The organism is Streptomyces longhuiensis (assembly GCF_020616555.1).
GTDB lineage: Bacteria > Actinomycetota > Actinomycetes > Streptomycetales > Streptomycetaceae > Streptomyces > Streptomyces longhuiensis.
On sequence record NZ_CP085173.1, the window covers coordinates 4,493,573 to 4,514,213 of the forward strand.

At 70.5% G+C, this 20,641-nt stretch carries 19 protein-coding genes; 8 read left to right on the forward strand and 11 right to left on the reverse strand.

Annotation, left to right across the window (positions count from 1 at the left end):
• Positions 1–120: 120 nt before the first annotated feature.
• The 6 genes from LGI35_RS20790 to LGI35_RS20815 all read right to left on the reverse strand — a co-directional run bounded on the left by LGI35_RS20790 (position 121) and on the right by LGI35_RS20815 (position 7,898).
• Complete coding sequence (locus tag LGI35_RS20790; RefSeq protein WP_227295332.1) at positions 121–1,587, reverse strand: aldehyde dehydrogenase family protein; 1,467 nt, start codon at positions 1,585–1,587, stop codon at positions 121–123.
• Entirely contained in the window at positions 1,584–3,323 is a 1,740-nt protein-coding gene (locus LGI35_RS20795; RefSeq protein WP_227295334.1) for an N-acyl-D-amino-acid deacylase family protein, read from the reverse strand. Before LGI35_RS20795 ends, LGI35_RS20790 begins: the two co-directional genes overlap by 4 nt.
• A gap of 298 nt (positions 3,324–3,621) precedes the next feature.
• Complete coding sequence (locus tag LGI35_RS20800) at positions 3,622–4,740, reverse strand: LLM class flavin-dependent oxidoreductase (RefSeq protein ID WP_227295336.1); 1,119 nt, start codon at positions 4,738–4,740, stop codon at positions 3,622–3,624.
• A gap of 144 nt (positions 4,741–4,884) precedes the next feature.
• The gene (locus LGI35_RS20805; RefSeq protein WP_116512463.1) at positions 4,885–5,664 is read right to left on the reverse strand and encodes an SDR family NAD(P)-dependent oxidoreductase; all 780 of its coding nucleotides are present in this window, start codon (positions 5,662–5,664) and stop codon (positions 4,885–4,887) included.
• A gap of 42 nt (positions 5,665–5,706) precedes the next feature.
• A complete protein-coding gene (locus LGI35_RS20810) occupies positions 5,707–6,651 on the reverse strand; it encodes an LLM class F420-dependent oxidoreductase (protein WP_227295338.1) in 945 nt (314 codons plus the stop codon).
• The gene (locus tag LGI35_RS20815) at positions 6,648–7,898 is read right to left on the reverse strand and encodes an amidohydrolase family protein (protein WP_227295340.1); all 1,251 of its coding nucleotides are present in this window, start codon (positions 7,896–7,898) and stop codon (positions 6,648–6,650) included. Before LGI35_RS20815 ends, LGI35_RS20810 begins: the two co-directional genes overlap by 4 nt.
• A 165-nt stretch (positions 7,899–8,063) precedes the next feature.
• Between LGI35_RS20815 and afsR the strand changes: the two genes are divergently transcribed.
• Both afsR and afsS read left to right on the forward strand, forming a co-directional pair.
• Positions 8,064–11,063 (forward strand): SARP-family global regulator AfsR, encoded by a 3,000-nt coding sequence (gene afsR, locus LGI35_RS20820; RefSeq protein ID WP_227295341.1) that lies wholly within the window; start codon positions 8,064–8,066, stop codon positions 11,061–11,063.
• 204 nt (positions 11,064–11,267) lie between these two features.
• Entirely contained in the window at positions 11,268–11,441 is a 174-nt protein-coding gene (gene afsS, locus LGI35_RS20825; RefSeq protein ID WP_227295343.1) for a regulatory protein AfsS, read from the forward strand.
• Between the two features lie 206 nt (positions 11,442–11,647).
• Here the strand turns inward: afsS and LGI35_RS20830 are convergent, their stop codons facing one another.
• The 3 genes from LGI35_RS20830 to LGI35_RS20840 are packed head-to-tail and all read right to left on the reverse strand — an operon-like array spanning position 11,648 to position 13,187.
• A complete protein-coding gene (locus tag LGI35_RS20830; protein ID WP_227295345.1) occupies positions 11,648–12,496 on the reverse strand; it encodes a DUF3626 domain-containing protein in 849 nt (282 codons plus the stop codon).
• A 23-nt stretch (positions 12,497–12,519) separates the two neighbouring features.
• On the reverse strand, positions 12,520–12,768 hold the full coding sequence (locus LGI35_RS20835; protein WP_227295347.1) for a hypothetical protein: 249 nt from the start codon (positions 12,766–12,768) through the stop codon (positions 12,520–12,522).
• The gene (locus tag LGI35_RS20840) at positions 12,768–13,187 is read right to left on the reverse strand and encodes an ATP-binding protein (protein WP_227295349.1); all 420 of its coding nucleotides are present in this window, start codon (positions 13,185–13,187) and stop codon (positions 12,768–12,770) included. The genes LGI35_RS20835 and LGI35_RS20840 overlap by 1 nt, the downstream gene beginning before the upstream one ends.
• A 138-nt stretch (positions 13,188–13,325) precedes the next feature.
• Between LGI35_RS20840 and LGI35_RS20845 the strand changes: the two genes are divergently transcribed.
• The 3 genes from LGI35_RS20845 to LGI35_RS20855 all read left to right on the forward strand — a co-directional run bounded on the left by LGI35_RS20845 (position 13,326) and on the right by LGI35_RS20855 (position 15,524).
• Complete coding sequence (locus LGI35_RS20845) at positions 13,326–14,180, forward strand: helix-turn-helix domain-containing protein (protein WP_227295350.1); 855 nt, start codon at positions 13,326–13,328, stop codon at positions 14,178–14,180.
• Positions 14,161–14,370 carry a DUF397 domain-containing protein gene (locus tag LGI35_RS20850; protein WP_227295352.1) on the forward strand — a complete coding sequence of 70 codons (210 nt, stop codon included), beginning with the start codon at positions 14,161–14,163 and terminating at the stop codon, positions 14,368–14,370. The genes LGI35_RS20845 and LGI35_RS20850 overlap by 20 nt, the downstream gene beginning before the upstream one ends.
• Positions 14,371–14,552: 182 nt before the next feature.
• Complete coding sequence (locus LGI35_RS20855) at positions 14,553–15,524, forward strand: hypothetical protein (RefSeq protein ID WP_227295353.1); 972 nt, start codon at positions 14,553–14,555, stop codon at positions 15,522–15,524.
• Positions 15,525–15,685: 161 nt separating this feature from the next.
• On the opposite strand, the gene LGI35_RS20860 is transcribed toward LGI35_RS20855, so the two are convergent.
• Positions 15,686–17,272: a FadD3 family acyl-CoA ligase gene (locus tag LGI35_RS20860; protein WP_227295354.1), complete on the reverse strand. Its 1,587-nt coding sequence runs from the start codon at positions 17,270–17,272 to the stop codon at positions 15,686–15,688.
• A 123-nt stretch (positions 17,273–17,395) separates the two neighbouring features.
• On the opposite strand from LGI35_RS20860, the gene LGI35_RS20865 reads away from it, so the two are divergent.
• The 3 genes from LGI35_RS20865 to LGI35_RS20875 all read left to right on the forward strand — a co-directional run bounded on the left by LGI35_RS20865 (position 17,396) and on the right by LGI35_RS20875 (position 19,894).
• Positions 17,396–18,547: a lipid-transfer protein gene (locus LGI35_RS20865; RefSeq protein ID WP_227295355.1), complete on the forward strand. Its 1,152-nt coding sequence runs from the start codon at positions 17,396–17,398 to the stop codon at positions 18,545–18,547.
• A gap of 124 nt (positions 18,548–18,671) precedes the next feature.
• Positions 18,672–19,124 carry a Zn-ribbon domain-containing OB-fold protein gene (locus tag LGI35_RS20870; protein WP_227295356.1) on the forward strand — a complete coding sequence of 151 codons (453 nt, stop codon included), beginning with the start codon at positions 18,672–18,674 and terminating at the stop codon, positions 19,122–19,124.
• Positions 19,121–19,894, forward strand: a complete 774-nt coding sequence (locus LGI35_RS20875; protein ID WP_227295357.1) for an enoyl-CoA hydratase/isomerase family protein — start codon at positions 19,121–19,123, stop codon at positions 19,892–19,894. The genes LGI35_RS20870 and LGI35_RS20875 overlap by 4 nt, the downstream gene beginning before the upstream one ends.
• Before the next feature lie 22 nt (positions 19,895–19,916).
• On the opposite strand, the gene LGI35_RS20880 is transcribed toward LGI35_RS20875, so the two are convergent.
• Positions 19,917–20,507: a hypothetical protein gene (locus LGI35_RS20880; RefSeq protein ID WP_227295358.1), complete on the reverse strand. Its 591-nt coding sequence runs from the start codon at positions 20,505–20,507 to the stop codon at positions 19,917–19,919.
• Positions 20,508–20,641 lie beyond the last annotated feature (134 nt).

Sequence of the window (20,641 nt, forward strand, 5' to 3'; positions counted from 1 at the left end):
CATCGGAAGGAATTACCGACGACGTCCGATATTCGGTAATCGCAGCAGCGCCCGATTTGCCGGGTTCAAAATTTTCCGTGTGATGTTTCCGGCGGTTACGCCCGCGGTCCCCTCCTGCCGTCACCCCTGCCACACGATCGACTGGAGCTCGCTGTAGGCGTGCAGCGCGTACGAACCCACGTCCCGGCCCACCCCGCTCTGCTTGAAGCCGCCGAACGGCGCCTCCATGTTCCGGCCGACCGTGTTCACGCCGACCCCGCCGGCCCGCAGCCGCCGCGCCACCCGGAACGCCCGCGCCACGTCCCCCGACCACACGTAGTCGATGAGCCCGTACTCGCTGTCGTTGGCGAGGGCCACCCCCTCCTCCTCGTCGTCGAAGGGCACGACCACCACGACCGGGCCGAAGATCTCCTCCCGCACGACCCGCATGTCGTTCGTGCAGTCCGCGAGGAGCGTCGGGGCCACGTAGAAACCCTTGTCGAGGGCCGGCCGCGCACCGCCCGCGACGACCCGCGCCCCCTCCTTGCGGCCCAGCTCGACGTACGACTCGACGCGGTCGCGGTGCGCCGCCGAGATCACCGGCCCGACGACCGTCCCCCGCGCTCTCGGATCGCCGACCTTCATGTAGCCGATGTAGTCGCTCAGCTTCGAGACGAGCGCGTCGTACACCCCGCGCTGCGCGATCACCCGCGTCGGTGCCGTGCAGATCTGCCCGCTGTAGAAGGCGTACGTCGTGCCGATCCCCGAGACCGCCGAGGCGAGGCCCGCCTCGTCCAGGTCGTCGAAGACGAGCGCCGCGCCCTTCCCGCCCAGCTCCATCAGCTGCCGTTTCATGCCGCGCCCGCACACCTCGCCGATGCGCCGGCCGACCGCGGTGGAGCCGGTGAAGCTGACCATGTCGACGTCCGGCGAGTCGACGGCCGCCTCACCCACGTCCACAGCCGTCCCGCTGACCACGTTCACCACACCGGGCGGCGCTCCCGCCTCCTCCAGAGCCGCCGCCATCCGGTACACCGACAGCGGGTCCTGCGGGGCAGGCTTCACGACGACCGTGTTCCCCATGGCGAGCGCCGGGGCGACCTTGCCGGCCGGGTTCGCCCACGGGTTGTTGTACGACGTGATGCAGGTGACGACGCCGACGGGTTGCCGTACGGCGAGCGCCCCGAGCACGCCCGCCTTCCCCATGGGTCCCGCCTCGTTGATCTGCGGCGGCAGCCCCTGCTCGACCGGTTCGAGCGCGCCCTTCGCATAGCGGCGGAACCGCGCCACCCCGACCGCGACCTGCATCCCGCGCGCGGTCCCGCTCGTCGCACCGCTCTCCGCCTGCGCGAGCTCCGCGTTCGCCGCGAAGTCGCGCTGCATCACGTCGGCGGCCCGGTCCAGGATCGCGGCACGCTCCTCCGGCTTCGTGGCGGACCACGACGCGAAGGCCTGGCGGGCCGCCGACGCCGCGTCGTGGACCTGCGCGCGGGACGCCTCGGGGGCGAGCCCGACGACCTCCTCCGACGCGGGGTCGACGACCTCGTAGTGCCCGCCGTCCGGCTCGGTCCACTCGCCACCGATGAACAGCCTCTGCGTGTCGGTCATGTGGTGCTCACCGTCCTGGTGTCACGTCCGGACCGCAGCACGGTGCCGGGCACGGCCCCCGTCACGACGTCCTCGCGGATGACCTCGACGCCGTTGACCCACACGGCGTTGACGCCGATGGCCTTCGAGTCGAGACGCGGGCTGTCGCCGGGCAGGTCGTGGACGAGGGTGGCCTTGCCCGCGTCGATCCGCTCCGGGTCGAACAGGACGAGGTCCGCGTGCCAGCCCTCCGCGATCCGGCCGCGTTCCCGCAGCCCGAAGAGCCGCGCCGGATCGTCGGTGAGCATCTTCACCGCCTCCTCGATCCCGGCCAGCTTCCGCCCGCGCAGACAGTCCCCGAGGAACCGCGTCGTGTACGGCGCACCGCACATGCGGTCCAGGTGCGCCCCCGCGTCGGACCCGCCGAGGAGCACGTCCTCGTGCTGCCAGGTCTCGGCACGCAGGGCCCACGAGTCCGGGTCGTTGTCGCTGGGCATGGGCCAAAGAACCGTCCGCAGGCGGTCGTTGGCGCAGATCTCGACGATGCACTCGAAGGGTTCCTGGCCGCGCTCGGCCGCGATGTCGTTCACCACGCGCCCGGTCAGACCCTCGTTCGCCTCCGAGTACGTGTCCCCGATGACGTACCGCCCGAAGTGGGCGAGCCGCCGGAAGACGCCGGCCTCCTTGCTGTCCGCGCGCCGCAGCATCTCCGCTCGCACGTCCGGGTCGCGCAGCTTCGCGATCCGCTCGTCGACGGGCAGGGAGAGGACCTCGCCCCAGCCGGGGATGAGGTTCAGGGCGCAGAACGTGCCGAGCGACATGTTCATGGGGGTCAGGATCGGCATGGTCAGCGCGACGATCCGGCCGCCGGCCTTGCGGGCCCGCTCGCTGGGGATCAGCTGGCGCGGCACCCGCTCGGGGACGGCCGCGTCGATGGTGAGGACGTTCCAGTTCAGGGGCCGCCCGGCGGCCGCGCTCATCTCGACGAACAGGTCGATCTCGTCGTCGCTGAACTGGTCGAGGCACCCGGCGACGATCGCCTCGATCTGCGTGCCCTCGTGCTCGGCGACGGCGCGGCTCAGCGCGAGCAGCTCCTCGGGCCGCGCGTGCCGCGAGGCGACCGGCTGCCCGTCGCCGTCCGAGTGGGTCGAGGACTGGGTGGTCGAGAATCCCCAGGCGCCCGCGTCCATCGCCTCGTGGAACAGGGCGAGCATCTGATCGAGCTGCTCGGGCGTCGGCTGCCCGCCGACCGCGTCCGCGCCCATCACGTACCGGCGCAGCGCGCAGTGCCCCACCATGAAGCCGGCGTTGACCGCGATCCGCCCGTCGAGGGCGTCGAGATACTCGCCGAACGAGTTCCACGTCCAGGGCGCGCCCTCCTCGAGGGCGACCAGCGACATGCCCTCGACCTTGGACATCATCCGGCGCGTGTAGTCGGCGTCCTCGGGCCGCTCCGGGTGCAGCGGGGCGAGCGTGAAGCCGCAGTTGCCGCCCGCGACGGTCGTCACGCCGTGGTTCAGGGACGGCGTCGCGTACGGGTCCCAGAACAGCTGGGCGTCGTAGTGGGTGTGCGGGTCGACGAAGCCGGGGGCGAGGATCCGCCCGCGCGCGTCCTCGCTGCCCGCGGCGGGCTCGGTCACGGCCCCGGGCTCGGCGATGACGGCGATACGCCCGTCGCGTATCCCCACGTCGGCGACGTAGGCGGGGGCTCCCGTCCCGTCGACTACGGTCGCTCCTTTGATCAGGTGGTCGAGCACGAGGTCGTCCCCCTCCTGAAGGGTGAGTACTGACGGTCCTGAAGGGTGAGTGGCGGCGGGTTCACGACCGGGCCGCCCGTCCGGAAGTCCAGGGATTCGGGCCGCCCATCCAGCCGTCCGGACGTCCGGGGATTCGCAGGCATTCCATCCAGACCGTCCGGCGCTCGGGGACGAGCCCGAAGGGCGACAGGGGGTCCGGGGCACAGCCCCGTGTCGGTCGCCCATGACCCGCAACCCCAGGGGCCCCGACCCCCGTCCGGGAAAGGAGGGGCCGGGGCGGTCCATGGGCCGGGCCGGATCAGACGGCCTCACGGAAGCGCGTCGTGCGGTGCACCGGATCCGTGTCGATCTTCGGGATGACGTGCTCGCCGATCAGCTTGATCGACTGGAGCGTGTCCTCCTTGGAGATGCCGATCGGCATGCCGAACGCCAGCTGGTCGGCGCCCGCCTGCTCCCAGCGCTTGCACTGCGTGAGCACCTCGTCCGGGTCGCCGCAGATCAGCAGCTCCTCGGCGATGAGGAGCTCGATGATCTCCTCGTTGAACTCGGGCAGCGTCTCGGGCCACACGGGGAAGCCCTCGGGGCGCGGGAACGTGTCGTGGTAGCGGAAGACGAGCGACTGGAGGTAGTGCAGCCCGCCGGTCGCGGCGATCCGTACGGCCTCCGCGTGGGTCGGCGCGCAGATCGCGGTCGAGGTCACCATGACGTTGTCGTTGACGAACGCCCCGACGGGCTCCGCCTTGCCGATGTTCGACTTGTACTGGTCGAGCACCCACTCCATGTCGGAGACCTTCTGGACGCTGAAGCCCAGGACGCCGAGGCCCTTCCTGGCGGCCATCGCGTACGAGGGCGGGGAGCCGGCCGCGTACCACATGGCCGGGTGCGCCTTCCCGTACGGCTTGGGGAAGATCTTGCGCGGCGGCAGCTGCCAGTGCTTGCCCTTGAACCCGACGTACTCCTCCTGGAGCCACATCTTCGGGAACTCGGCGATGGTCTCTTCCCAGATCTCCTTCGTGTAGTTCATGTCGGTGACGCCGGGGATGAAGCCGAGGATCTCGTGGCTGCCCGCGCCGCGCCCGCTGCCGAACTCGTGGCGTCCCTCACTGAGATGGTCGAGCATCGCGACCTTCTCGGCGACCTTCACCGGATGGTTGACCTGGGCGAGCGGGTTGAAGATGCCGGAGCCGAGGTGGATGCGTTCGGTGGCGTGGGCGAGGTAGCCGAGGAAGACGTCGTTGGCGGAGAGGTGCGAGTACTCCTCCAGGAAGTGGTGCTCGGACGCCCAGGCGTACTTGAAGCCCGACTTGTCCGCCTGGATGACGTACTCGGTCTCCTCCATCAGCGCCTTGTGCTCGGCGAGCGGGTCGGTCTCGGCCCGCTTGCCCACATATCCCTGTACAAAGAGCCCGAATTCCAAGGAGGTTCACCGTCCCCTGTCTGTGACCGGCGGCTGCGTCAGAAGCTCCTGCGCTCTTTCTGACGTACCGTCAGATTCGATGTGCCGACTGTTTCACCGTGCCCGTACAGCGTCAATACTGATGCAGCGTCAGATCTGGTGGGATCACAACACGCTGACGCCCGCCAGCCACCCGCCGTCGATGACGAACGGCTGGCCCGTGATGTACGCGGAGTCCTCCTGCGAGGTCAGGAACAGCGCGAGCCGCGCCACCTCCTCGGGCTGCCCGACCCGCCCCAGCGGCACGAGCTTGCGGTACAGCTCGTCGAGCGCCTGCGAGGCCTCCTCGGTGTCCGCGCCCGGGTCCAGCTGCGAGGGATTACTCATGGCGGTGTCGATGGCGCCGGGACAGACGGCGTTCACGCGGATCTTCTTGGCGGCCAGCTCAAGGGCCGCCACCTTCGTCAGCCCCACGATCGCGTGCTTGGTGGCGGTGTACGCGCCGACGTACGCCATGCCCGTCACCCCCGTGTAGGAGGCCGTGTTCACGATCGTGCCCCCGCCGGCCGCCTCGATCTCGGGCGCGACGGTCTTGATCCCGAGGAAGGCACCGACCTGGTTGACCTGGATGATCTGCTGGAACTCGTCCAGGGGCGTGCTGACCAGCTCGTTGAACCGCAGGATCCCGGCGTTGTTCACGAGCCCGTCGATCTTCCCGTACGCCTTCTTCGCCGCGGCGACGGCGGCCACCCAGTCGTCCTCGCGGCTCACGTCCAGATGGACGTAGAGCCCGCCCATCTCCTTGGCGAGCGCCTCACCCTGGTCGTCGAGGACATCCCCGAGCACCACCTTGGCGCCCTCCGCGGCGAACAGCCGCGCCTCCTGCTCGCCCTGCCCGCGCGCCGCGCCCGTGATGACGACGACGCGCCCGTCCAGCTTGCCCATGCCGGTACTCCCAATCGGTGAGGTGCCTGGTCGTTGAGGTGCCTAGTCGTTCAAATGCGGAGCGACGTCGGCGGCGAACGCCGCCATCTGGTCGGTGAGTTCACCGAGACTCCGGGAGCGGAACCGGACCTGGATCTGGTCCACGCCCATCGCGCCGTACGCGCGCAGCGACTCGGCGAGGGCCTGCGGGGCGCCGGACAGGGTGCGCCGCCCGACGTGCCACGCGGGTACGCCCACGTACAGGGGCTCGGCGATCGCGCCCACGGTGACGGGAGTCTCGATACCGGCCTCCTCCCGCAGCCGTCTCACCTTGGCTATCTGTCCGGGCAGCTGCTCACGGCTGTCCCCCTGCGGCAGCCATCCGTCCCCCTTCACGGCGGCGCGGCGCACCGCCGGGGCCGAGGAACCGCCCACCCACACGGGGACCCGGCTCTGCGCGGGACGCGGCCGCTGCCCGAGCCCCTCGAAGGCGTACCGCTCCCCCTTGAACGACGGATACTCCTCCGGCCCGAGCGCCGCCTTCAGCGCGTCCACGGCCTCGTCGAGCACGGCCCCGCGCCGCGCGAAGTCGACCCCGAGCGCCTCGAACTCCTCCTGTACGTGCCCTGCCCCGACCCCGAGGATCAGCCGGCCCCCGGAGAGATGGTCGAGGGTGGCGTACTGCTTGGCGGTGGCCAGCGGATGGCGCAGGCCGACGATCGCGACATGGCTCATGAGGCGCACGTTCCGCGTGATGCCCGCGAGGTAGGCGAGCGTGGCCACCGGGTCGTACCAGGTGGTACTCATCGCGTCCGCGAGGCGGCGCGGGATGGCGACGTGGTCGCAGCAGGCGACGTAGTCGAAGCCGGTGCGGTCGGCGGTGCGGGCGATCTCGGCGAGGTCGGCGGCGCCGGCCCCGGCCTCCCAGCCCTCCGCGTATATCGTGGACTGGGACTGGACCGGGAGCTGGATGCCGTAGGTCAGCCGCCCCGGCGCCCGGCCGCTCACCGCTGCCCCGCCCAGAGTCCGTCGTCGGTCAGCCCCAGCAGGTCGATGGCGTTGCCGCGCACGATGCGCTCGACGACGTCCGCGTCCAGGTGCCCCATCTGCGCCTCGCCGACCTCCTTGGACTTCGGCCAGGTGGAGTCGGAGTGCGGGTAGTCCGTCTCGTAGAGCACGTTCGCGACGCCGATCGCGTCGAGGTTCCTGAGCCCGAACGCGTCGTCGAAGAAGCAGCCGTAGACGTGGTCGGTGAAGTACTCGGAGGGCCGCTTGCGGACCTTGTCGGCGACGCCGCCCCAGCCGCGGTTCTCCTCCCAGACGACGTCCGCGCGCTCCAGGATGTACGGGATCCAGCCGATCTGGCCCTCGGCATACATGATCTTCAGGTTCGGGAAGCGCTCGAACTTGCCGCTCATCAGCCAGTCGACCATCGAGAAGCAGCAGTTGGCGAAGGTGATGGTCGAGCCGACGGCGGGCGGCGCGTCGGGCGAGGTCGACGGCATCTTGCTGGACGACCCGATGTGCATCGCGATGACGGTGCCGGTCTCGTCGCAGGCCCGCAGGAAGGGGTCCCACTCGTCCGTGTGGACGGAGGGCAGGCCCAGGTGGGGCGGTATCTCGGAGAAGGCGACGGCCCGCACGCCCCGGGCCGCGTTGCGTCGCACCTCCGCCGCGGCGAGCTCGGCGTCCCACAGCGGGACGAGGGTGAGCGGTATGAGCCGCCCCTGCGCCTGCGGCCCGCACCACTCCTCCACCATCCAGTCGTTGTACGCGCGCACGCCGAGCAGCCCGAGTTCACGGTTCTTGGCCTCGGTGAACGTCTGTCCGCAAAAGCGCGGGAAGGTGGGGAAGCAGAGCGCGGACTGGACGTGGTTGACGTCCATGTCGGCGAGGCGGGCCGGCACGTCGTACGAGCCCGGACGCATCTGCTCGTACGTGATGACCTCGAGCTTGATCTCGTCACGGTCGTAGCCGACGGCGGTGTCGAGGCGGGTGAGGGGCCGGTGCAGGTCCTCGTAGACCCACCAGTCGCCTATCGGCCCCTCGTCCCCGGGCGCGCCCATGACCGGCGCGAACTTGCCGCCCAGGAACGTCATTTCCTTCAGGGGGGCGCGCACGATGCGCGGACCTTCGTCCCGGAATTTGGCCGGGAGGCGGTCCTGCCAGACGCCGGGCGGTTCCACAGTGTGGTCATCCACCGAAATGATCCGGGGGAAGCCCCGCGGGCTCTCCTTGGTCTCCTTGGTCTCCATGTCGACCACGGTAGCGCCGATCTGACGACCCGTCAGCTCTCCGGACAGCGGCGACCTGACGTGAGGTGTCTGTGATGGCTGTCTCGCGTGGCTGACGCATCCGCCATGAACAAGGCAAACTGGCCTCGTCGTCTTTGGATCCGACGCGTGCGGCAGGGGGCAGCGATGGACGGTGTACCGCGAGTACCGGAGCAGCGGTACGCCGGGACCTCCAAAAGCACCGGGAGCGCTGAGCTGCCCGAGGCCACGGAGGTCCCGGCGGGCCTGCGCTTCAGTGTGCTCGGCCCGGTGCGCGCCTGGCGCGGTGACGAGCTCCTGACGACGGGCTCCCCACAGCAGCGCGCCCTGCTCGCGGCGCTCCTGCTGCGCGAGGGACGCACCGCGACCGCCGCCGAGCTGATCGACGCCCTCTGGGGCGACGAACCCCCGTCGCAGGCCCTCGCCGCCGTCCGTACGTACGCCTCCCGGCTGCGCAAGATCCTCGACCCCGGCGTCCTCGTCAGCGAGTCCGGCGGCTACGCGATCCGCTTCGTGAGCGGCGACGCGCTCGACCTGGCCGCGGCGGAGGCGCTGCGCTCCGACGCGGAGAAGGCCCGGGGCGCCGGGGACCTGTGCAAGGCACGCGAGCTGGTCAACCGGGCACTGGCCCTGTGGGACGGCGAGCCGCTCGCCAACATCCCCGGCCCGTACGCCGAGACCCAGCGCGCCCGCCTGGAGGAATGGCGCCTCGGCCTGCTCGAATCCCGCCTCGACATGGACCTGGAGCAGGGCTGCCACGCGGACGCGGTCTCCGAACTCACCGCCCTCACCGCCGCGCACCCCCTGCGCGAACGCCTGCGCGAGCTCCTCATGCTGGCCCTCTACCGCTCCGGCCGCCAGGCCGAGGCCCTCGCCGTCTACGCCGACACGCGCCGCCTCCTCGCCGACGAACTCGGCGTCGACCCGCGCCACGGCCTCGCCGAACTCCAGCAGCGCATCCTCCAGGCGGACCCGGCCCTCGCGGAACCGTCCACGCCGGCCACGGAACCCTCTGCGGCCCCCCTCCGCCCCGCGCAACTCCCGGCGACGGTGCCGGACTTCACGGGCCGGGCCTCGTTCGTGACCGAACTTCGGGACATCCTGGCCTCCGCGTCGTCCCCCGACGGGGAGGGCCAGGTCATGGCCGTCTCCGCGGTCGCGGGGATCGGCGGCGTGGGCAAGACGACGCTCGCCGTCCACGTGGCCCACGCCGCCCGCCCGTCCTTCCCGGACGGCCAGCTCTACGTAGACCTCCAGGGCGCGGGCCCGCGCGCGGCGGAACCGGAGACGGTCCTCGGCTCGTTCCTGCGCGCACTCGGGACGGCCGACTCGGCGATCCCCGACTCCCTGGAAGAACGATCGGCGCTCTACCGTTCCACGCTCGACGGCCGCCGCGTCCTGATCCTCCTGGACAACGCCCGCGACGCCGCCCAGGTCCGCCCCCTGCTCCCCGGCACGGAGGGCTGCGCCGCGCTCATCACGGGCCGCGTCCGCATGGTCGACCTGGTCGGCGCGCATCTCGTGGACCTCGACGTGATGTCGCCGGAGGAAGCGCTCCAGCTCTTCACCAAGATCGTGGGCGCGGAACGGGTCGCCTCCGAGCGGGAGGCGGCCCTCGACGTGGTCGCCGCGTGCGGCTTCCTCCCTCTCGCCATCCGCATCGCGGCGTCGCGCCTGGCGGCGCGGCGCACGTGGACGGTCTCGGTCCTCGCGGCGAAGCTCGCCGACGAGCGCCGCCGCCTGGACGAACTCCAGGCGGGCGACCTCGCGGTCAAGGCGACGTTCGAACTGGGCTACGGCCAATTGGAGCCGGCCCAGGCCCGCGCCTTCCGCCTCCTGGGCCTCGCGGACGGCCCGGACATCTCCCTGGCAGCGGCGGCAGCGGTCCTGGACCTCCCGGTCGAGCCGACGGAGGACCTCCTGGAGTCCTTGGTCGACACGTCCCTCCTGGAGTCCGCGGCCCCCGGCCGCTACCGCTACCACGACTTGGTCCGCCTCTACGCGCGTGCGTGCGCGGAACGGGACGAGCTGCCTCCGGAGGAGCGAGAGGCGGCCATGTCCCGACTGCTGGACTTCTATCTGGCTACGGCGGCCAGGGTTTATGCGATTGAGCGGCCGGGGGATCGGACGGTGGATCACTTGGAAGCGACCCGCCACCCGGGCCAGGAATTCACGGACGACGGCAAGGCGCTGGACTGGCTTCACGCCGAGGCGGCTTGCATTCTGGCTTGCGTTCAGCAGTCGCTGGGGGCCGGCACACTGCGGCGGGCAGTCGATCTCCTGCTGGCTTCGAAAGACCTGGCCGAGTCCGGAGTCAGTGCACTGCGCTACGAAGTCGTTGCCATGGCTGCGCGAGACGCGGCGGCTGGCGTCAGCGAAGCGCACGCCGAGGGCCGAGCTCGTACGACGCTTGCACAAGTTCTCAGCAGGGCCGGAAGGTTCGACGAAGCCGGCGCGGAGGCCGACCAGGCCATAGCTCTTGGGCACAGGTCCGGCGACCCATGGACCAGCGGCAACGCCCCCAACGAACAGGGGATCATCGCTGCTCTCCGAAACGAGCCGACACTGAGCGAAACCCATTTGCTCACGGCGATCGAGTCGTTCCGGGCAGATGGGAATCGTCCCGGTGAGGCCAGCGCTGTCTGCAACCTCTCTCGGGTTCTTGTCTCCATGGGCCGCACAACAGCGGCCATCGAACTGGCTCGCCAAGGTGTGACCATCTACGACGAACTGGGGCTGACTTTTCGCCTCGCCAACGCCCGGTACGCCCTGGGAATCGCCCTGAGCAACAAGGGGGAGCAAGCCGAGGCACTGGAAGAACTCACCGAGGCGCTGAAGGTCTTCGTGGAGAACCGGCAGCGGCTGTGGGAAGGCACGACGCATTACCGCCTCGCCCAGGTACATCTCTCGGCCCATCGACCCGCGCAAGCCGCACAGCACGCGGAACAGGCCCTCGCTACCGGCTGCATAGGCGGCGAGTGGATGCGCGCCAACGTGCTGACGCTTCTTGGCCGTTCTCTCGACACCCTTGCCCAGGTCGACCGAGCGCGAGCCTGCTGGCGAGAGGCCTTGGCCATCCATGAGCTGTCGGACGCTCCCGAGGTCGTAGAGCTGCGTCAGCTTCTTACTCCGGTCGCCGCCGCCTGACGCAATGGGCGGGCGTTCATCGAACGTTTATGGGCAGCTGCGACTCTCGATTCATCGATCCGTCGCGTCGGGGGGCAGACGGATTGTCACGGGCCTCACAGATAGGGTGAGCGGCCCCGGAATGCCCGTTCGGCGACCCACGGGGGAGTTGCCGAACGGGCGTTTCCCACCCAGCACACCGTCAATCCATGGGAGTTCGCGAGTATGAGCGACGCCAAGAAGAAGAGCGAAGAGATCACCACTCAGGACAGCCACATGCCCGCGCCGCCGAGCGACGGCAAGGTGACCACCCAGGACAGCCACATGCCCGCGCCGCCGAGCGACGACGCGATAGTCACCCTGGACAGCCACATGCCGGCGCCGCCCAAGGACGCCTAAGACTTTCTTCCCGACGGGGATCGGCCGCGGCGGCGCGGAGGGGGAGCCGTCGCGGCCGAGTCGTGTCCGGGCGAGGCGACTCGCTCAGGCCGGATCCTCGTCACCGCTGCGTGGTCGTTGGCGCCGCAGCAGCCACATGCCCTAATGCGGCACCCTCTCGATGGGGCCGGGCTCACCGAGCTCGGCCCCATCGTCGTGCCCGCGTCCTAAGCGCGGGGCGCCCCGAAGCGGGCCAGGTAGTGCCACACCTTCTTGACCGACTGCGGGTCATGGCAGCCGCCGCGCGCCGCGTCTCCGATGATTCGGGGATCGAGCGTGCCGCCCACGGCGATCCGCGCGGCCAGGTCGACGTACTCCTGGCCCCGGTAGTCCGGGTGACGGCGGAGTTCCTCGACCCCGAGGCGGAAGCCGCCGTGCCACTCCACCGGGCAGCCGAGGCGCAGCGCCGCGGCCTCGACCGGGGAGTCGCGGTAGCACGGGTCCAGGACCACCGCCTCCACATGGCAGTTCAGCCGGACCGGTCCATGCACCTGCGCCTCGATGTAGTCGTCGAGGTCGTCCCGACTGTCCGTGTCGGCCAGAGCGAGGTCGATGAGCCCCATGCGATCGGCGACACCGAAATCCGAGGGCTCAAGGAAACTGTCCGGGTAGCAGAACGTCGTCCGCGCCACCGTCCGCGCAGTCAGCCGGAAGTGAGCCGAACCGAACCGCGGCGCCCCGCCGACCGCCTTACGCCGGAAGTTCAACGCCCCGTACACCGGCCTCTCGTGAGCAGGCGCCTCGTCATAAGAACCGTCGAAGATCCGGCTCTCCCAGCGCCACCGGTCCCCGCCGGGATGCGCGGTCAGGCCGCCGTTGCTCGTGCCCGTCACGAACTGCGAGCGGTAGACGCCGTCGTCCGCCAGAGCGTCCAGGATCGGCTTGCCGTGAAGCAGGCGGTCCGGGTGGAAGTTGAGCGTCACCCGCAGCGACGGGTCCACCGGCGGGCCCGACGCCACTGACGCCACATGCCGAAGGGCCCGTTCCTGCGGTGTCCGGGCGGCGTCGGTACTCATCCGGGCAGTGTTCCCCAAGCCGATCAACCGACGCACACGGATTCCGTCGCGCCGCAGTAGCGGTAGTGGCGGTAGTAGGGCCGGGTCAGCGGCTCGTCGCTCACGTCGACCCGGTAGTCCGCCGCCGCCTCACGGGCGTACGGGCTACGGGGCCGCACACGCGGGGCCTGCGGCGCGACCGGCCCCGGCTCCGTCACCGTGAAGGCCCGGCGCCGGGTGCCCCCGCCCGGCAGCAGCCACGCAAGCACCCACCCGAGCAGCGCCGTCAGCACTACTCCTCCCCCGCCTCGACCTCGCACCACACCGTCTTCGACGCCGCGCCCTGTTCCACGCCCCATCGCCGCGCCACCGCGTCGAGCAGCACGAGGCCCCGCCCGGACTCGTCATCCCCCGTCGCGTGCAGCAGTACGGGGAGCACGCGTGGGTCGGGGTCCGTGACCTCGACCCGGATCCCGCCGCCCTCCACCCGCACCACCCGCACACGTACCGGCGTCCCCTCCCCCACATGCCGGATCACATTCCCCAGCAACTCACTCACACAGAGCTGCACTTCGGAGCAGGCCGCACCCAAGTACCCCCGCACCGCCCTGCGCAGCTCGGGCACGGCCTTCGGAACGGCGAGCAGTTCGACGGCCAGTTCGGGCGGGCTCACTACCTCCGCGCCGGCAGCGGTGGGGGTTTGGTGGTGCATGCGTACGCCTTCCCGTCGAGTGCACTCCGTGATGAATCAGTCACACAGTGGCGGCGGGCGGCGTACCGTAAAAGGGTTTGGGTTCCCGGACCCGAACTGTGGAACTGGGCCCGGCAGTTGTGGAATCGGCGGTAGCGCATGGTGCGACGCAAGGACATCGACGGCCCGGAGAGCGTCCCCTGCTTCTACGGCAAGGAGCTGCGGTGGAAACGGGAGGCGGCCGGGCTCACGCTCCAACAGCTCGTGGAGGGCAGCTTCTACGGCCAGAGCCACCTCAGCGAGATCGAACGCGGCGAACGCCGCATGCCGCGCGACCTCGCCGAACACGTAGATCGGGCCCTTGAGACCGACGGCTTCTTCGGGCGGCGCTGCGAGGAGGTGCGCAAGGCCCGACGGGCGGGCCACGCCAGTTATTTCGAGAAGGTCCTGGAGGCGGAGAAGCACGCGGAGGCCATCGAGGAGTGGTGCCCGACTCTCATCCCGGGCCTCCTGCAGACCGGGGCCTACGCCCGTGCCGTCGTACGGGCAACGCATCCTCTCGAACCCCAGGAGAGGACCGACGCCAAGGTGAACGCCCGCCTGGCGCGGGCCCGCCTCTTCGACGACGACCACTCGACGCCCGAGTACTGGGCGGTCCTTCACGAGTCGCTACTACGGCTGCCCATCCTCCCGCCCGAGGAAATGGCCGAACAACTTGACCGTATCGCCGCGTTGGCGAACCGGCACCGGATCACTCCACAGATCCTTCCGTGGAATTGCGGGGCGCATCCGCTGATGCTCGGCGCCATCACGGTCTTGGCCTTCCCTGACGCCCCACCGCTGGTCTACACGGAGTCGCCGTACAGCGGTGACACCCTCGACGATCCGGCCCTCGTGAAGCAATACCGCAAGGCATACGATCGGCTCAGGGCCGCCGCTCTGCCGCCGGAGGCGTCCCTCGCCCTGATCGAGGAAGCGGCTGAGGACTACCGAAATGGCAAGCAACGACTTTGACTTGAGCGGCGCGCGCTGGAGAAAGAGCAGCTACAGCAACGGTGACGGCGGGAACTGCGTCGAGGTAGCCCAAGGCCACCCCGCCCTCGTCCCCGTCCGGGACTCGAAGACCGCCCGCTCCGGCGGCCCCGTCCTCCTCTTCCGCACCCCCGCCTGGGCAGCCTTCGTAGCAACCCTGAAGCGCCCCTGAGCGAGCCACACAGCCGGGCAGCCGGGCAGCCAAACCCGGACTTTGGCGGATTCGGGCACCCGCCCCCCGCTCACACCCCCGCAAACACGGGCCCCGCCCGCACCCACCCCCGCCCGAACCCGCCAATCCCCCGTTGTCCACAGGGCTCAGCGCGGATCCGGTCGACCCGACAGAGTTGGGGCGTGAGCCCGGACCTGCACGCCCTCGCCGCCGACCACGGCGTCCTCCTCACCGCGCGCGCCCTCGACGCCGGATGGCCTCCGCGGTGCCTGACCCGCGCGTTGCGTGCGGAGGGGTGGACCCGGATCCGGGCCGGCGCCTGGGCCGCACCCGGACGCCGCGTGGACCTCCGTACACGCCTCCTCGCCGCCCAGCTCCTCACCCCACGCCTCGTCGTCAGTCATCGTTCCGCCGCCGCGCTCTGGCGGATCGAGCAGCTCACGTCACCCGGCGCCGGGCCGCTGGAGTTCACCGACCCCGAGTCCTCCAGCGGAACGGGCAGCGGATTACGCGTCTACCGGACCGCCACCCTCACCCGCCGCGAGACCGTCTCCCACTGGGGTCTACGGCTGACGGACGTCTCCCGTACCCTCGCCGACCTCCTACGGACCAGGCCCAGGGACGACGCCCTCGTCGCCCTCGATTCCGCGCTCTCCCGCCGCACCGTGGACGGCGTACGCCGTGCGCCCCTGACCCGCCTCGCCGCCGTCGCCACCGCGCTCGACGCACCTGTCCAAGGCGCCGCCAAAGCCCGCAAGCGGCTCCTGCTCGCCGACCCCCGCTCCGGCTCCCCCGTAGAAACCCTCGCCCGCCTCCACATGCACGACGCCGGACTGCACCCGGAAAGCCAGGCCGAGGTCATCACCCCCACCGGCGGTCGCCGCTACCCGGACTTCCTCTTCCGGGCGGAGGGACTCGCCGTCGAGATCGAGGGCTACGCCTACCACGGCAGCCGGGCCGACCACCGCCGTGACGTCGCCCGCTTCAACGAACTCCTCGCATGCCCGGAGATCCGCGCACTCCTCCGCCACACCGCGGAGGACGTCCTCCATCGCCCCTCGCACGTCATCGACCAGATCCGCGCCGCCCTCCTGCGGCTACGAACCCGCGAGCTGCCTGGGACCTCTGCACCCTCCCCGCCCAGAAGCCGCTGAACACCCTGCGTAGCCACGCGAGCCGGACGTGCGGCGGAGACGGCTCAGCGCTCAGGGAGGATCAGGATGACCACACAGCACACCGAGACACCGAGCCTGCGGGACCCCTTGTCCCGTTGTCCCGCGTCATCGGGGACGCCACGCCCCTGCCCCCGACCGCGTCACCGCCCCCGCAGCTCCCCCTTGACCACCTTCCCGCTCGCATTCCGCGGCAGGTCGGACACGAACTCCACCACCCGCGGCACCTTGTAGTTCGCCATCTCCCGGCGTGCCCACGCGATCAGGTCGTCGGACGTCGTCACCGATGACGGGCGGCGCACCACGTACGCCTTGCCGACCTCGCCGAGGCGCGGGTCCGGGACGCCGATCACCGCCACGTCGGCCACGTCCGGGTGCAGGCCGAGGAGCTGCTCTATCTCCGCCGGGTACGCGTTGAAGCCGCCGACGATGAACATGTCCTTGATGCGGTCGGTGATGCGCAAGTTGCCGGACTCGTCGAGGACGCCCACGTCCCCCGTGCGCAGCCAGCCGCCGTCCTCCGTGAACGCCTCGCGCGTCGAGTCCTCGTCCTCGAAGTAGCCGCTCATGACGTTGAAGCCCCTGACCAGGACCTCGCCGGGTTCGCCGGGGCCGGGCGAGTCCACCCGTACCTCCGTGCCGGGTATCGCCCGGCCGGACGTCGACGCGATCACCGACGCTTCGTCGCCGCGGCGGCACATCGTCACGATGCCGCTCGCCTCGGAGAGGCCGTACGCCGTCAGGACCGTGTCCACACCGAGTTCCCCGCGCAGGCGTTCCACCAGTTGCAGGGGGACCACTGCCGCTCCCGTCACTACGAGCCGTAGCGCCGACAGGTCGTGGGCGGTGCGGTTCGGGTGGTCCAGGAGTGACTGGTGGAGCGTGGGCGGGCCGGGGAGGACGGAGATGCGTTCGGCGGCGATGTTGGCGAGGACCGTGTCCACGTTGAAGACCGGCTGCGGGACCATGGTCGCGCCGCGCATCAGGCAGGCGATGATGCCGGCCTTGTAGCCGAAGGTGTGGAAGAAGGGGTTCACGATCAGGTAGCGGTCGCCTTCGCGCAGGCCGGCCAGGTCGGACCAGATCGCGTAGCCGCGGAGGGTCTGCGCGTGGGTAATCACCGCGCCCTTGGGGCGGCCCGTGGTGCCCGAGGTGAAAATGATGTCGGAGGGGGAGGCCGGGGCGATTCCCGCCGCGCGGTCCCGGACCGTCTCGCCCGAGACCCCCTCGCCGCCCGCCAGGAAGTCCTTCCAGGTCCGCCAGACGCGCGGGTCCTCGTGGTCGGACGATGTGTCGGGGGCCGTGTCGGCCAGGACAACCACCTGTTCCAGCCAAGGGAGTTCCGTGTTCGCCCGGCGCAGTGACGCCACGTAGGACGTGCCGAGGAACGTGCCCGTCACGAAGAGGAGCTTCGCGCGGGAGCGGGCCAGGACGTAGGCCGCCTCCGTACCCTTGAAGCGGGTGTTGAGGGGGACGAGGACCGCGCCCGCGCTCACCGCGCCGAGGGCGGAGACGATCCAGTCGAGGGTGTTGGGCGCCCAGACCGCGACCCGGTCACCCGGTTCGACGCCGCTCGCGATACACGCGGCGGCCGCCCGTTCGACGCGGTCGCCGAGTTCCGCGTACGAGAGGCGCGTACGGCCCTCGACGACGGCCTCACGCTCCCCGTACCGTTCGGCTGCCGCATGCACCAGTTGGGGAACGGTGCCCCACTCCAGGTCCCCGCGCATCGCACGACCTCCACACCCGTAGCCGACCCGTAGCTGACTATCCGTCAGATTAACGGTAGCCTGACGCGCTGTCAGCAGACGGGACGATCGTGGTGGCATCACGACGCGCGGAGGTGGCTTGCGATGGCGGGGCTCAAGGACGCGACGGCCATAGTGGGGATCGGGCAGACGGCCTTCGGTAAACAACTCCCCGAGAACGAGAAGACGTTGGCCTGCCGGGCGATTCTCGCCGCGCTCGACGACGCCGGGATCGCGCCGTCCGAGGTCGACGCCTTCGCCTCGTACACGATGGAGGAGACCGACGAGGTCGAGGTCGCCAAGGCCGTCGGCGCGGGGGACGTGACCTTCTTCAGCAAGGTGGGGTTCGGGGGCGGCGGATCGTGCGCGACCGTCGCGCATCTGGCCGCCGCCGTCGCCACCGGGCAGGCGAGCGTCGGGGTCGCGTGGCGGTCGCGCAAGCGGGGGTCGGGGCCGCGCCCGTGGAAGAACACGACGGTCCAGCTGCCGACACCGGCGCAGTGGACGCGCCCGTACGGGCTGCTGCGCCCCGCCGACGAGATAGCGATGCTCGCGCGGCGCTACATGCACGAGTACGGGGCGACCAGGGACCACCTCTTCAACATCGCGCTCGCCTGCCGCAACCGCGCCAACCAGAACCCGGCCGCGATGATGTACGAGCGGCCGCTGACGCGCGACATGTATATGACGGCCCGCATGATCAGCGAGCCGCTCTGCCTCTTCGACAACTGCCTGGAGACGGACGGCGCGCTGGCGTGCGTCATCGTCTCCGCCGAGCGGGCGCGCGACTGCCGCCAGAAACCGGTGTACGTGCACTCGGTCGCGCAGGGGCTGCCGTCCCAGCACCACGGGATGGTCAACTACTGGAACGACGATCCGCTGACGGGGCCGGCGTGGACCGCGGCCCGACACCTGTGGAAACAGGCCGACTTCGGGCCGGACGACGTGGACGTCGCCCAGATCTACGACGCGTTCACGCCACTGATCCCGCTGTCCCTGGAGGGGTACGGGTTCTGCGGGCGCGGCGAGGGCGGGGCGTTCACGGAGGGCGGAGCGCTGGAGATCGGCGGACGGCTGCCGCTCAACACCGGTGGGGGCGGGCTCAGCGAGGCGTACGTCCACGGTTTCAACCTGATCAACGAGGGCGTGAAACAACTGCGCGGCATCAGCACGGCGCAGGTACCGGGGGCGGGGACGTGCCTGGTGACGGCGGGCGAGGGGGTGCCCACGTCGGCCTTGCTGCTTCGGGGGGCGTGAGCCGCGAGCCGCGAGGGGTGAGCCGGGGCGGTGAGGCCGCTGCGGGTCGCCGCGATCGGCGCCGTGAGCGTTGCCCTGGCGGAGTTGGACTTACCCATGACAAAAAGGGAAGTTGGATTGACCAATGACAGAATCTGAAATCTGTTATCTGTCACCTGTCATCGATGACGACGGTGCACCCTTCTGGCGCTACGCCGCCCAATCCCAACTCCGCATGCAGGCCTGCGCCTCGCCCGCCTGCGGTGAGCTGCGCTTCCCGCCTCGTCCCTGCTGCCCGCACTGCGGGTCGTTCGAGAGCGAGTGGCGGCTCATGAGCGGGCGGGGGCGGATCTGGTCCTACGTCGTCCCGCATCCGCCGCTGCTGCCCGCGTACGCCGCCGTCGCCCCGTACAACGCGATCATCGTCGAACTGGCGGACGCGCCCCGGATCCGGCTCGTCGGGAATCTGGTCGCCTCCGCCGACGCGGCCCTGAACTCCGTCGACCCCGGGCGGCTGCGCATCGGCGCGAAGGTACAGGTCGTCTTCACCGACGTCGACGGTGTGACGATGCCACGCTGGGTCCTGGAGCGGCCGTGAGCGTGCGCGTCGAGACCGACAAGGAGACCGGGGTCGCCGTCGTCACCCTCGACCGGCCCGAGCGCCACAACGCGATCGACCTGGCGACCGTCGATGAACTCATCGCCGCCTGGCGGGGGTTCAGGTTCGACGACTCGGTGCGCGCCGTCGTCATCACCGGCGCCGGTGACCGGGCCTTCTGTACGGGCATCGACCGCGACGCCGAGGTGCCGCAGCCGCAGTCCCCGTACAGCATCGACGATCCGCTCGTCACGGTCGGGCCCAAGGCCAACGATCTGTGGAAGCCTGTCGTCGCCGCTGTCAACGGGATGGCGTGCGGAGGGGCGTTCTATCTCATCGGCGAGAGCGAGTTCGTCGTCGCCGACGAGAGCGCCACGTTCTTCGACCCGCATACGGCCTACGGCATGGTCAGCGCCTACGAGACCATCCATCTCGCCCAGCGCATGCCGTTCGGCGAGGTGGCACGGATGGCGCTCATGGGGACCGCCGAACGGATCTCGGCCCGGCGCGCGTACGAGACCGGGCTCGTGTCCGAACTGACCGAACCCGGCGGCGCGTTGGCGGCTTCGGTGCGCTGCGCCGAGACGATCGCGTCGTATCCGACCGAGGCCGTGCAGGGCACGGTGCGGGCGGTGTGGGCGGCCAAGGAGGCGGCGCGCACGCAGGCCCTCGCGCACGCGCCGCAGTTGATCGCCCTGGGCAATCTGCCTCCGGAGCGGCAGGCGGAGCTGTTCTCGGCGCGGCGGCCGGGCGGGTTCCGGGTGCGGTGACCGGCCGCGGGGAAGCGGGGCCTCAGCTCGGGGCCGGAGCGCCGTCGAGCTGACAGTGGTCGATCGACTGGAGCAGGTCCGCGCCGCCGCCGGGCTTCACCTTGGCGACCTTCGTGCTGTTGGCCGGGACGGTGACGGACGTCCTGCCGTCGATGACGGTGATGTCGCTCGCGTCCTGGAAGTGAAGGGTGAGGTTGTAGCGGCCCTCCCGGCTGCCGCGGTTCCTCAGCTCGACGGACGCGTACGCGGAGTCCTTGCCGGCGCACTTGAGGACCTTCGCGGTGATGTCGGCGCTCCGGCCGCTCCCCGAGGTGCTGGAGGTGCTGGGGGTGCGGTTGGGGCGCCTGTTGTAGCTGCTGCCGCCCGACGTGTAGCCCGAGGAGCCCGAGCCGGAGCTGCCGTACGAGTCGTCGTCATCGTCGTAACTCGAACCGCCTGTCGTGCTCGACGACGATCCGCTGTGGTTCTGCTTCGAGCTGGAGCAGCCACCTCCGCCACTGCTGCTGTGTCCCCTGCTCTTGGACGACCCGTGGCCGCGGCCCGTCGAGAATCCGGTCAGTGCGAGTACGACCACGGCCGCCAGTGCCGTGAGCTTCAACCCTCGTCGCAGCATCCTTCTGCTCCCCCGAAAATATGGTGATCCTTGCGTTCCGTTCGGCGACCCGACACCGTAGCAGCGCCGCGTGGCGAGGGGTGTGGTCCCGGCGTAGCGTCGGGACCGAGAGCCGAACCGGGCCGCATTCAGGA

Bases quoted from the DNA above. Each gene is read 5' to 3' on its own strand.
- LGI35_RS20870 (WP_227295356.1), top strand. From the start codon at position 18,672: ATGACAGAATCTGAAATCTGTTATCTGTCACCTGTCATCGATGACGAC.
- LGI35_RS20840 (WP_227295349.1), bottom strand. From the start codon at position 13,187: ATGCACCACCAAACCCCCACCGCTGCCGGCGCGGAGGTAGTGAGCCCG.
- LGI35_RS20845 (WP_227295350.1), top strand. From the start codon at position 13,326: ATGGTGCGACGCAAGGACATCGACGGCCCGGAGAGCGTCCCCTGCTTC.
- afsR (WP_227295341.1), top strand. From the start codon at position 8,064: ATGGACGGTGTACCGCGAGTACCGGAGCAGCGGTACGCCGGGACCTCC.
- LGI35_RS20860 (WP_227295354.1), bottom strand. From the start codon at position 17,272: ATGCGCGGGGACCTGGAGTGGGGCACCGTTCCCCAACTGGTGCATGCG.
- LGI35_RS20865 (WP_227295355.1), top strand. From the start codon at position 17,396: ATGGCGGGGCTCAAGGACGCGACGGCCATAGTGGGGATCGGGCAGACG.
- LGI35_RS20805 (WP_116512463.1), bottom strand. From the start codon at position 5,664: ATGGGCAAGCTGGACGGGCGCGTCGTCGTCATCACGGGCGCGGCGCGC.
- LGI35_RS20815 (WP_227295340.1), bottom strand. From the start codon at position 7,898: ATGGAGACCAAGGAGACCAAGGAGAGCCCGCGGGGCTTCCCCCGGATC.
- afsS (WP_227295343.1), top strand. From the start codon at position 11,268: ATGAGCGACGCCAAGAAGAAGAGCGAAGAGATCACCACTCAGGACAGC.
- LGI35_RS20790 (WP_227295332.1), bottom strand. From the start codon at position 1,587: ATGACCGACACGCAGAGGCTGTTCATCGGTGGCGAGTGGACCGAGCCG.
- LGI35_RS20830 (WP_227295345.1), bottom strand. From the start codon at position 12,496: ATGAGTACCGACGCCGCCCGGACACCGCAGGAACGGGCCCTTCGGCAT.
- LGI35_RS20850 (WP_227295352.1), top strand. From the start codon at position 14,161: ATGGCAAGCAACGACTTTGACTTGAGCGGCGCGCGCTGGAGAAAGAGC.
- LGI35_RS20880 (WP_227295358.1), bottom strand. From the start codon at position 20,507: ATGCTGCGACGAGGGTTGAAGCTCACGGCACTGGCGGCCGTGGTCGTA.